General features: G+C 49.7%; 9 protein-coding genes. 5 read left to right on the top strand and 4 right to left on the bottom strand.

Annotated elements, in window-relative coordinates; all coding sequences use genetic code 11:
* Positions 1-10: 10 nt before the first annotated feature.
* Positions 11-1,348, bottom strand: coding sequence for a penicillin-binding transpeptidase domain-containing protein (locus ACJMM9_RS15940; protein WP_405329167.1), 1,338 nt, complete (start codon positions 1,346-1,348; stop codon positions 11-13).
* 4 nt (positions 1,349-1,352) lie between these two features.
* Positions 1,353-1,892, bottom strand: coding sequence for an oligoribonuclease (gene orn, locus ACJMM9_RS15945; RefSeq protein WP_088639818.1), 540 nt, complete (start codon positions 1,890-1,892; stop codon positions 1,353-1,355).
* A 334-nt stretch (positions 1,893-2,226) separates the two neighbouring features.
* Between orn and fabF the strand changes: the two genes are divergently transcribed.
* From fabF to ACJMM9_RS15960, 3 genes are read left to right on the top strand one after another with little or no spacing between them, the layout of a single operon-like run.
* Positions 2,227-3,471, top strand: a complete 1,245-nt coding sequence (fabF, locus tag ACJMM9_RS15950; protein WP_173354572.1) for a beta-ketoacyl-ACP synthase II — start codon at positions 2,227-2,229, stop codon at positions 3,469-3,471.
* Positions 3,471-4,454 (top strand): hypothetical protein, encoded by a 984-nt coding sequence (locus tag ACJMM9_RS15955; protein ID WP_088639816.1) that lies wholly within the window; start codon positions 3,471-3,473, stop codon positions 4,452-4,454. Before fabF ends, ACJMM9_RS15955 begins: the two co-directional genes overlap by 1 nt.
* 20 nt (positions 4,455-4,474) lie before the next feature.
* Positions 4,475-5,881, top strand: a complete 1,407-nt coding sequence (locus ACJMM9_RS15960) for a sodium-dependent transporter (protein WP_405329183.1) — start codon at positions 4,475-4,477, stop codon at positions 5,879-5,881.
* Positions 5,882-5,973: 92 nt separating this feature from the next.
* Here ACJMM9_RS15960 and ACJMM9_RS15965 read toward each other — a convergent pair whose 3' ends face one another.
* Positions 5,974-6,573, bottom strand: a complete 600-nt coding sequence (locus ACJMM9_RS15965) for a phosphatidylglycerophosphatase A (RefSeq protein WP_405329172.1) — start codon at positions 6,571-6,573, stop codon at positions 5,974-5,976.
* Between the two features lie 255 nt (positions 6,574-6,828).
* A complete protein-coding gene (gene hflX / locus ACJMM9_RS15970) occupies positions 6,829-8,016 on the bottom strand; it encodes a GTPase HflX (protein WP_405329175.1) in 1,188 nt (395 codons plus the stop codon).
* 285 nt (positions 8,017-8,301) lie between these two features.
* Here hflX and ACJMM9_RS15975 point away from each other — a divergent pair, with 285 nt between their 5' ends.
* Together ACJMM9_RS15975 and ACJMM9_RS15980 are read left to right on the top strand one after the other, a co-directional pair.
* The gene (locus ACJMM9_RS15975) at positions 8,302-10,269 is read left to right on the top strand and encodes an InlB B-repeat-containing protein (protein WP_405329178.1); all 1,968 of its coding nucleotides are present in this window, start codon (positions 8,302-8,304) and stop codon (positions 10,267-10,269) included.
* Between the two features lie 195 nt (positions 10,270-10,464).
* Positions 10,465-11,319, top strand: an 855-nt coding sequence (locus tag ACJMM9_RS15980; protein ID WP_405329180.1) for a glycine--tRNA ligase, incomplete at its 3' end; no start/stop codon positions are given.

Consider the following 11,319-nt stretch of genomic DNA (forward strand, 5'->3'; position numbering starts at 1 on the left):
TAAATCTAAATTATTTTTTTTGATTGATGTTCTGGTGCGCCCAGTAATTGATGACCGTTGCGGCTACCTGCGTTGCCGGTTGTGAACGGATTTCCTTGTGCATCTGCATCACAATGACGACGATGGACTTGCTCGGATCGGCTTTGGATTCGGCAAAACCCATGAACCAGTCGTAACGGCCTGCGGGGTCCGTGCCATCGAGAGAGCCTGTTTTTCCGCCGAGACGGAGCGCTTCGAAGTTCTTGCGCGCCATGTTCTTTGTGGACATGTGCTTGTGGGCGGTCCCTTGCGTCACGGAGCGGAGCATCGATTCGCGGAGTCCGTAATACGTATTTTCGCTGAACTTTCCGACATCGAGGGCGAGCGGCTTTTGCGGGGCGAATGGCGCCATGTCACGTGCCCACGGGATTTCTAGAGGTTTCTTGGTAAGGACTGCTCGGACTTGCGCTGCGGCGAGGAGCGGTGTAAGGGTTGTCGAGGTCGTAAAGCCGCAAGCGACTTCGGCAAGACCGTAGCCCGTGTCCGGGGCGGTGTAGCTTGATGCGTTGGGTGCGTTTCCGGGGAAGCGCTTGTTGTAGCCAAGCTTTGCTGCTGCGGCATTGAGCCTTCTGGCACCGACGTTTTTTCCGACGATGGCCATTGGCGGGTTTGCGGAGCGGGCGAATGCTTCGGAAAGTTCCATCGTGGGACCGCTGTACTTTTCGGGAACGCGGAGCTGGTTCAGGTAAAGCGTGTGGTGTCGCCCGATCATCGGGATTGGCGTGTTGAGCGAATAGCGGTTGCTTTCCATGGCGGCGGCAATCGTCACGAGCTTTGCAAGCGATGCGGCGGGGAAGGTGGCGCGTCCGATGTAGTCGGGTTTATTTTGGACTTTCCCGTCACGGCGTTCACCCCAGGCGATGATTTCGTTTGTCCTTGTGTTTACGACGAGGATGATGCCCAAGTCCGGGTGGTAGCGGCGCAGAAGAATGTCGATTTTGTCGGCGAGGAACGGATCCTTTTGCGATTTAATGTGGGCCGTGTCTCGGACGCTCTCCGTGCTTTCGCTTGTGGCATTGGCTGCATTTACAGCGGGGGCGTTGTCGAAGTCTTCATCTTCGATGCCTTTCAGGGCGGCAAGTCCGTTCGGGTTTTCGGTAACGACTGAATCAAAGGCGTTCGTGTCTGCAAATGTGACGGCTTCGGCGATTGAATCTACAGCGGTTGCTGCAGAATGTTCGGTAGTTGCATTCGCAGATTCGGGATCGTCTTTCGAGGAACAGTGAACAATAGCTACAATAATCGAAACGAGGACGGTAATCGCAATGCAGCGGTTGCGCATTCTCTGGGCGTAGGGGAGTCTTTCCATGAGATTACTTGAAGATGGTCTTTCTATAGTAGGCAAGTTCTGCGATGCTTTCGCGGATATCGTTTAAAGCTTCGTGTCGCTTTTCTTTTTGAAAATCTTCGAGGTTCGGATACCAGCGGTAAGAGAGTTCCTTGATGGAACTCACGTCGATATTGCGGTAGCAGAGCCATTCCGAAATTTCGGGCATGTACTTGTACAAAAAACGCCTGTCCTGCGTGATGGAATTTCCGCAGAGGAGGTTCTTTGTTTTTTCGGTAAAAGGCTTGATGAATCGAAGCGTTTCCTGTTCGGCGTCCTTGAGGGAGTATTGAGAACGTCGGCAACGGTCCACGAGACCGCTTTGGTTGTGGTGCCTTGTGTTCCATTCGTCCATGCTTTCGAAAACGTTTTCGGGCTGATGGATGGCGATGACGGGACCTTCGGCTAGAATATTCAAGTTGGCGTCGGTAACAATGGTCGCAATTTCGAGAATGACATCTTTTTCGGGATGTAGACCAGACATTTCCAGGTCCATCCAAACTAAATTTCGAGAACTCTTTGGCATACGCGCGAATAATAGCATTTTTGAAATGGAGCTACTAGTTTTGAGTTACTAGTTACTAGGGAAAGTTGCTTGTTTCAAGTTACATGAATGTCTTAAGATGAAATTCTCTAGTAACTATTAACTAGTAACTGTGCCGAAGGCACTTAGTAACTAATTTCCTACTGAACTGCCGTAAGTATTGTGTAATGAAAATAAAAGAAAATGCTATATATATGGATAAATTCTTCCAAAATTATAAAAAACTTTGCTAAAATGTAATTTTTTGTTACAAATTGTCTTTTTCTTACCGCACTTACGAAAATATTACCGTTTTTTTTGTTATATTTGGCGCATTATGGAAAATGTTGTTATTACAGGTATGGGCTGCGTTTCCTCTCTTGGAAACTCCCCCGAATTATTGTGGCAGAACTTGCTCCAGGGCAAGTCTGGCATCGCTCCCATTCAGCGCTTCGACGCTTCTGCTTACACATCTCGCATGGCTAGCGAAATCCGTGAGTTTGATGCTTCGGAGATCTACAGCACCAGAGACCAGTCCAGGTTCTCCCGCTGCATCCAGTATGCCGTTTACTCGGCATTCCAGGCCTTGAAGATGGCTGGCATTGCTCCGGAAAACGAAAATCCGGAACGTTGCGGTGCTATCATTGGTAGCAGTATCGGTGGTTTGCAGTATTGCTATGATGCCGCAGTTGCTCTCAGCAATCGTGGTCCGTCCCGCGTTTCCCCGTTCTATATTCCGATGGCCATCGTGAATATGCCGGCAGGTGAAGTTTGCAACAAGACTGGCTGGATGGGTCCGTCTTACACGGTCACTTCCGCTTGCGCAACTTCCAACCACTCCATCGCCAATGCCTATGACATGATTCGTCTCGGCCGCTGCGATGTGATGCTCGCCGGTGGTGCCGACGAAACGGTGAACCCGCTCAGCCTCGCTGGCTTTACCAGCATGAAGGCCGTCAGCAAGCGCAACGACGCTCCGGAACAGGCTTCCCGCCCGTTCGACAAGGACCGCGATGGTTTCGTGATCGGTGAAGGTGCTGCAGTCCTCGTGCTCGAAAGCGAATCTCACGCTAAGGCTCGTGGTGCAAAGATTCTCGCCCGTATCGCTGGTGTCGGTGCAAGCTCTGACGCTCACCACATCTCCGCCCCGCGTCCGGATGGTAAGGGTGTGATGCTCGCAATGGCTAACGCTATCAAGGAAGCAGGCATCGAAGCTAAGGATATTAGCTATATTAACACTCACGGTACATCCACACCGCTCGGTGACATTGCTGAATGCTCTGCCATCGAAACGCTCTTCAAGCAGTCTTCTGCATCGGCTCTCGACAACCTCAAGGTCAACTCGACGAAGTCCATGCTCGGTCACTGCCTGGGTGCCGCTGGTGCTCTCGAATCCGTCGTGACCATCATGTCTGTTATGAACCAGAAGATTCATGGTACACTCAACGTGTTCGAACAGGATCCGGAAATTCACCTTGATGTCTGCGCAAATGGTGCCGTCAACCAGAAGATTGACTACGCTATGAGCAACGGCTTTGGCTTCGGAGGCCAAAATGGAGTTATCATTTTTGCGAGGAATTAATGCGTAAGGCCAACAGTTCTGCTATTGGCTCTTTCGCTTCTCGTAAAATAAACGCTAAAATCTGTGCGTTTTTGCTTTTGCTGTCGCTGGTGTTCCCGGCGGCAGCTTTGTCGTCTCCAGGGGATCCGCTCACGTGGCGTGATTCTACCTGGGATTACCGAAGTGAAGATCCCACAAATATCGATCCCGAAATCAAGCCTTTGCGTCTTGCGGGGGTCGCTTCTTTGACGCTGCTTGCTTATGGCGCTGCCTATGGTTTCGTTTTAAAGAAAGGCTGGTGGGATAGCGAAGAACGCGGCTTTCATTTCCAGAACGATTTTGACTATGCCTTGAATTTGGACAAGATTGGGCATTTTGCTGCGGGTGTTGCCATTGGCGAACTCTTTTACGAGGGATACCGCTGGGCGGGGGCTAGTGAGTTTCAGTCTTACTTGTATGGAGGTTTGACCGCTCTTGCGACCCATATTGCGATTGACATCAAAGATGGCTTTGCTCCCTATTGGGGCTTTAGTATTTTTGACGTGCTTTCGGGCGGCCTTGGCGGCTTTCTGCCGATGGCGGAGCGCTATGTTCCTGTATTCAAGTATATTGATTTAAAATGGAGTTATTGGATTAATTCCGACGCTTATTACAATCAGCCTCATCAGGCGTCTGGCGGTATTTTTACCGATGACTATGTGAATCACACGTACTGGCTCTCTTTGAAACCGTACAGGATGTTGCCTGAAGCGGCCCGCAAGTATTACCCGAGCTGGCTTGCGATTGCAGTTGGGTTGAGCATCGATGACCGGGTGTTTAAAAATGAACCTCATCCGCATCGTGAAGTTTATATCGCCCTTGATTATGACTTGGAAGCGTTCCGTCCGCAGAGCAGGCTCGCCCGTACGATTATCAAGGCGTTGAACTACTTTAAGCTCCCGGCGCCGACGATTCAGGTGTATCCAGAGTTCCATTGGTACTTGCTGTACCCGATCAAGTTTTAAATTTGTGTATGAGGTAAATGATGACAGAAAGAGAGAATTTTAAATCTCGCTTAGGCTTTATTCTGATTGCTGCCGGTTGCGCGATTGGGCTTGGAAACGTTTGGCGTTTCCCGTTTATCACGGGGCAATATGGCGGTGCCGCCTTTGTTCTGATTTATCTCTTCTTCCTCTTGATTTTCGGTTTCCCGATTCTCGTGATGGAATTTGCGGTCGGGCGTTCGTCCAAGCGTGGCGTGGGTCGTTCCTTTGCCATCCTTGAAAAGCCTGGTCACAAGTGGCATTACGCAGGTATCCCGATGATTGCCGGTAACTACCTCTTGATGATGTTTTATACGACGGTGACGGGGTGGATGCTCTATTACTTCTACCGCATGGTAACTATGGGCGATCTTATGAACATGTCGCCTGCTGAAGTCGGTGCGGAATTTACGAATATGCTTGGAAATGGTCCGCTGCTCTCGTTCTGGATGGTGGTCGCGACTTTTGCGGGGCTTTCGATTGTGGCGCTTGGACTCCAGCGCGGTGTGGAACGCATTACGAAGACGATGATGTCTGCGCTTCTTATCATTATGCTCATTTTGATGGTTCGCGTGCTCACGCTTCCGGGTGCAGGTGAAGGTCTCAAGTTCTATTTGCTGCCGGACTTTGCAAAGCTCAAGGAAGCGGGTATTGGCGAAGTTGTGTTTGCGGCACTTGGCCAGTCGTTCTTTACGCTGAGTCTTGGCATTGGTTCCATGAGCATTTTCGGTAGCTACATCAAGAAGAAGCATTCGCTCTTGACCGAAGCGGCTCACATTTGCGTGCTCGATACGGGTGTCGCTTTGATTGCGGGCCTTATCATTATCCCGTCTTGCTTTGCGTTTGGGCTTAAGCCGGATGCAGGTCCGGGCCTCATTTTCGCAACACTCCCGAACGTGTTTGCGCAGATGCCGGCAGGTCGTGCTTGCGGTGCGGCATTCTTCCTCTTTATGTCTTTTGCAGCTCTCTCTACGCTTGTGGCGGTGTTCGAAAACATTGTCGCTTACTGGATGGATGTGCGCAATGTGGAACGCAAGAAGGCTGTGAAGTGGAACTTTATTGCGGTTGTGATTTTGTCGCTCCCGTGTGCGCTTGGCTTTAATGTGCTTTCGGGCTTTGAACCGTTTGGCCCTGGCAGCTGCGTTCTGGACTTGGAAGACTTTCTCGTTTCGAATACGCTTTTGCCGCTGGGTTCGCTTATCTTTGTGCTGTTCTGCAACTCACGCTATGGTTGGGGGCAGTTCAAGTTCATCGCCGAAGCGAATTTGGGCGTTGGCATGAAGTTCCCGAAGCTAAAGATTTTGCACCTTTACTTCAAGTGGGGCTTGCCGATTATCATTTCTGTGATTTTCGTGCTCGGTTACATGCAGAAGTTCGCCCCGAGCTTGTACAACAAGATTTTTGAATAAATTGTTGTTGCCCGCCAGAATGAACTGCGCGGGCATCGTCTTTTTTTTATCGATGGCTTGTCATGCCGGCCTCTGTGCCGGCATCACCTTTTTTAGCCGAACAAAACAATAGAGATTAAGCTAAGGCACAGTATAAGTCCGGCATAGATTCCGCCGAGTAAATCATCGGCCATGACTCCCCAGGCTCCGGGGAGTTTTTCCATTTTATGGATGCCGAGCGGCTTGAGAATATCGAAAAAGCGGAACAAACCAAATGCGATGGCGAGAATCCAAGGATTGTGTATAATGACAATGCTCGGAACGAACGCTAGTGACATGAAAATCCCGCAGACTTCGTCAATCACGATCCAGCCGGGATCTTCGGTGCCTGTATCTTTCATGGCTTTTTTCACAAACGGGATGGCCGCGAAAAAGACGAATAAGGCGGCTGCAAGGAAGGTCAGGCTTATGAAAATGCCAAAATTAACGCCACCGATGTAGAGAACTTCATCTTGCCCTAAGTGCGATTGTGAAAAATTTGCCATGGGGTAGGACACAATTGCGGCGGCGAGACTTCCCATGGTGCCGGGCGCTTTCGGGCTCATGCCGGAGCCGAAAAATGTTACAATGAGGGCAGTCAATTTGTCGGTCTTGCGCCATTCGTGCGGAACGCGCTTCTTGCCATACTTTTCTTTAAGTTCTTGTTTGTTCATGGTTGTTAGTTATTGGTCAATGGTCATTAGTCATTGGTTTATGGGGCCGTTATTTTTTTTCGTCATGCTGAGTGTAACGAAGCATCCAGTTAAGGTTATTTCTATCTCAATTATTTGTTTACTATAGTCTCAAAAGTATAAGTGCGTTTTGAACTGCATGGATCCCCTCCCTGGCGGTCGAGGATGACTGTGGTCGCGATGCTCGTCTCTTGTCTTTCGTCTCTCGTCTGTAGGCGCTTAGCGCCGTTCTTTCGTCTAATTTGGCCATGGAGCTTCGGCGAGTTCCTTTTCTTTGGCTTCGGCGTCAGCGCGTTTTTCGTGCCAGCGTTCGAGTTGTTCCTTAAATGCGGCGCGGAGTCGTTCCATGCCGATGTTTTCCTTCGCGCTGATTTGGATCGCTTCAGGATAGTTCTGCAAGAGTTCTGTGCGGCGCGCTTCGCTTGCGACTTCGACTTTGTTGAAAACGCGGAGGCGAGGCGTATCCTTGTCGATGATGCTTTCGAGCGTCTTGTGCGTGACTTCGAGATGGTCGCGGTAGTCCGGGGCGCTTCCATCAACGACTTCCAAGATGCAGTCTGCATGCGCGGCCACGCCAAGCGTACTCTTGAACGTTTCAATCAAGTTGTGCGGGAGCTTGCGGATGAATCCGACCGTATCGGAGAGGATGATGTTTTCTCCGTCAAGGAAAAGCTTTCGCGTGGTGCTGTCAAGCGTTGCAAAGAGCTTGTCTTCAACATAGACGTCGGCACCTGTCAAGCGGTTCGTGAGCGTAGACTTGCCGGCGTTTGTGTAACCGACGATGCCGACCTGGAAAATATCGTTTCGCTTGTCTGCTTGTTGTTCGCGAGCGTCTTCGATTTTCTCGAGCTTTTTCTTGAGTTCCTGGATGCGCTTGCGGATCATGCGGCGGTCCGTTTCGAGCTGCGTCTCACCCGGCCCCTTGGTGCCGATGCCGCCATTGTGCTGGCGGCAAAGGTGCGTCCACGCACCGGTGAGACGCGGCATCATGTACTGCAATTGCGCGACTTCGACCATCAGGCGGCTTTCGGCAGTAACCGCATGCTTTGCAAAAATGTCGAGGATAAGCCCCGTACGGTCGAGAACCTTGATGCCGGGCATGCGTTCTTCGAGATTGCGGACTTGCGAACCCGAGAGGTCATCGTCAAAGACGACCATCTTGGCGTTGTCCTCTTCGAGAGCGCGTTTGACTTCGTTCACCTTGCCTTCGCCAATGAGCGTTGCTGGGCTGAAGTTCTGCACACGCTGCAAAAAACTGCGTGTGACGAATGCCCCCGCAGTTTCGGCGAGGCGTCCGAGTTCGGCGAGCTGCTCGCCTGCAAGCCATGGGCGGATTTTGGGTGTTGCGATGCCTACTAGAATGCACCGTTCCTGTTCTTTCTTGTGCTCGACTGGCTTGAAGCCTTTTTTTCTTGGTTGTTCCATGTTTTCTTTCTGATAAAGACCCGGTAGAAATATATCAAAAAATGACAATTCATTAAGCTTGCCTATGCTTGGAAAATCTTTTTTCTCCTGTAAAAAGTTGTAATAGATTTTTTACTTAACGAAATTCGTTGAGGCAATCTCAATGCCTTAAAAATGCGCTATTTTGAGTGCTTTACATTGTTTATTTGTATATAATTTGCTTATTTGTAATATTTCATTTATTGTTAGACATGATGAAAATAAAAATTTATACTAAATTTTAGGGCACAAAAAATAGGGTAGAGTATGAGAAAAAAAATCATATTGGGGCTGGGGATGACGCTTGCTTTATCTGTGGGCGTCAATGCTCAAGAATACAAAATCAATAAAGTCGGGAGCGATGAACAGAAATCGTTTGATGTCCTGCTGAATCAAAAAACGGTATCAGAAGCTTCCGCTGGTTCCTGGCTTTATGTTAATCCGATTGTTCCCAACGGAAAAGTCTTTAAGGGATTTACCGTTTATGACCAATATGGAACATCTCAAAGTGAACGAAAAGTCTCGAATACCGAAACAAAAGACTTGCAGTTCCTGATGCCAGATCATGATGTTTATGTGACGGCTTCTTACGAATCCCTACGCTATTATCTTACTGTAAAGAATACGGATAACGGAAGTGTTTCGCTGTCTTTCAGTGATCGCTATAGGGATCGTACAAAACCTGGGGTGAAGGTTACGGTAACCCCGAATGCGGCAGACGGCTTTAAAGTTGCATCTGTCATCGTGAGCAAGTACCTTGATGCAAAAACGACGGTAACATGTACGAATGTTGATGCTGCTGGTACTGGCGGTGAAATGCCGGGCGTGGATGAAAACGCTGTTGATGGCCGTTGCACGTTTGAAATGCCGAATTTTGATGTCGAAGTGTCGGCTGTGTTTACCGCTGAACATGCTCCAGATCAGAGAAACGGAAACAATCGTTTCAACGTATTCTATGAATTGAATGGCGGTGCTCTTCCGGATGCGTTTACGCAGTCCTTCTCCTGCGATTCGACCGCAAAACTCCCTGTTCCAACGAAGAATGGTTATGATTTTATCGGCTGGTCTCTGGAAAATAAGCTTGATAATGTCTACTATGCCTTGGATCGTCTGGATGGCTCTTCTTGTGTGGATAAGCGAGTCTATGCCATCTGGACAGAAAAGGGCGTTTGCCCGGAACAGAAGGCGATTGCTGTTGATGGAAAATTGCCTCAGTGTACTTCGAGTTTGAATTGCGCCTTGTTCCATAGCAATTCAGCAAATCAGGATTCTGTCTGCAATGGGGTGATGTGGGTTGCTTACGTGGCTAGCGTTTCTAGTTCCAGTGCAGTGACCTTATCTAGCAGCTCTGAAGATGAAGATGCGGTAGAACTGTTCTCTTCGAGCGATGTCGCTGTTGCATCCAGCAGCTCCAAGGACGAAGAGGCTGTAGAACTCTACTCTTCTAGTGTTGAAGCTGCTTCTTCTAGCAGTGTTCTTGCTTCTAGTTCCAGTGTTGCTCCTGTATCAAGCAGTGTGGCGGTTTCGTCTAGCTCAAGCGCTGCTCCGGTTCCTGCAAGCAGTAGCGTAGATGCAGTCTCTAGCTCCAGTGCGGTACAGGCTTCTTCGAGCAGCGAATCGCCTAAGTCCAGCAGTGCTGTTGCTTCTAGTTCCAGCGCTAAACCTTCTTCCAGCTCTTCCGAAAAGGCTTCGTCGTCGAGCGCCAAGCCAGCTTCAAGCAGCGCTGTTAAATCGTCTAGCTCTAGCGCAAAGCCTTCATCGTCTAGCAGCCAAAAGGCTTCTTCCAGCTCAAGTGCAAAGTCTGTTTCGTCTAGTAGCAAAAAGACATCGTCATCGAGTGCAAAGCCGACTTCCAGTTCTAGCGAAATGGTTGTTGAAGCTGTGGGCACCGAAGAAGATATGCCTAGCTGCACTGCTAAGCGCGAAAATATGACATTCTATGTAACCACATTGAAGACCGTCTTTGTTTGCAAGAGCAGAATGTGGACAAAGTTTGATCCGAGCCTGAAGCTTGCCGATGTTGTTCTGGTGCCTAAGTTCTCTGCGTTTGTGAATGGTCGCAGTCTACAGGTCTCTGGCGCAAGGATTGGCGCAAATGTTAATTTGCTCGATATGCAAGGTCGAGTGATATACAACGGTCGCGTCATTACATCAAACTTCTCGATGAATGTTCCTCGTAGCGGATCCTATGTGCTTCGCATTGGGGCACAACAGAGAATCGTGAATGCTCGGTAAGTGAATTGTTTTAGGACTCCCTGAGTGAATGAGACCCTGCGCAAGCGGGGTCTTTTTGTACTAAAATTTCTCTCATCTTTCGTCTCTCGTCTCTCGTCTAATTTCTATATTTGTTTCCGTCAGGGCCTATCATCCAGGTAGGTTCCTAGTCCGGCCAAAACACGCCCATCGGGCACGGCCGATAAAGGATACATAATGGCAAAGAAAGTTCAGGATGCCCTCAAGGACATCATCTCCCTCTGCAAACGCCGCGGCTTCATTTTCCCCGGCTCCGAAATTTACGATGGTCTCGCCAATACTTGGGACTACGGTCCGTATGGTGTGGAACTCAAGCGCAACATCAAGAATCTCTGGTGGAAGAAGTTCGTGACTTCCCGCCACGATGTGCTTGGTCTCGATAGCTCTATTCTTTTGAACCCCCGCGTTTGGAAGGCTTCTGGCCACGTGGGTAACTTCTCTGACCCGCTCGTGGACTGCCTCGCTTGCCACGAACGTTTCCGCGCTGACCAGCTCCTCGAAGAAAAACTCGGCGAAGGCTGCTGCGCTGGCAAGAATTTTGACGAAGTTCACCAGATGATGGTGGACAACAAGATCGAATGCCCGACTTGCGGCAAGACTGAATGGACAAAGCCGCGTGCTTTCAACCTCATGTTCCAGACTGAAATCGGCGTGATTGAAGGTGAAGGCAACAAGGTCTATCTCCGTCCGGAAACCGCTCAGGGGATCTTCGTGGACTTCCGCAACATTGTTGATAACGTCCGCCCGCGCATCCCGTTCGGTGTCGGTCAGATTGGTAAGTCTTTCCGTAACGAAATTACTCCGGGTAACTTCATCTTCCGTACTCGCGAATTCGAACAGATGGAACTTGAATTCTTCTGCGAACCGGGTACCGAACTCGATTGGTACAACTTCTGGCGTAAGTACTGCTTCGAATGGCTCGTGAACGACCTCGGCGTGAAGCGTGAAAAGCTCCGCCTCCGCGAACATGCCAAGGAAGAACTTTCTCACTACTCCAACGGCACCACCGACGTCGAATACGAATTCCCGTTC

Source organism: Fibrobacter sp. (genome assembly GCF_045112255.1).
Taxonomy (GTDB): domain Bacteria; phylum Fibrobacterota; class Fibrobacteria; order Fibrobacterales; family Fibrobacteraceae; genus Fibrobacter.

Excerpts from the sequence above, each read along its gene's own strand:
- orn (WP_088639818.1), bottom strand. The coding sequence starts at position 1,892 with ATGCCAAAGAGTTCTCGAAATTTAGTTTGGATGGACCTGGAAATGTCT.
- ACJMM9_RS15960 (WP_405329183.1), top strand. The coding sequence starts at position 4,475 with ATGACAGAAAGAGAGAATTTTAAATCTCGCTTAGGCTTTATTCTGATT.
- ACJMM9_RS15975 (WP_405329178.1), top strand. The coding sequence starts at position 8,302 with ATGAGAAAAAAAATCATATTGGGGCTGGGGATGACGCTTGCTTTATCT.
- fabF (WP_173354572.1), top strand. The coding sequence starts at position 2,227 with ATGGAAAATGTTGTTATTACAGGTATGGGCTGCGTTTCCTCTCTTGGA.
- ACJMM9_RS15965 (WP_405329172.1), bottom strand. The coding sequence starts at position 6,573 with ATGAACAAACAAGAACTTAAAGAAAAGTATGGCAAGAAGCGCGTTCCG.
- ACJMM9_RS15955 (WP_088639816.1), top strand. The coding sequence starts at position 3,471 with ATGCGTAAGGCCAACAGTTCTGCTATTGGCTCTTTCGCTTCTCGTAAA.
- hflX (WP_405329175.1), bottom strand. The coding sequence starts at position 8,016 with ATGGAACAACCAAGAAAAAAAGGCTTCAAGCCAGTCGAGCACAAGAAA.
- ACJMM9_RS15940 (WP_405329167.1), bottom strand. The coding sequence starts at position 1,348 with ATGGAAAGACTCCCCTACGCCCAGAGAATGCGCAACCGCTGCATTGCG.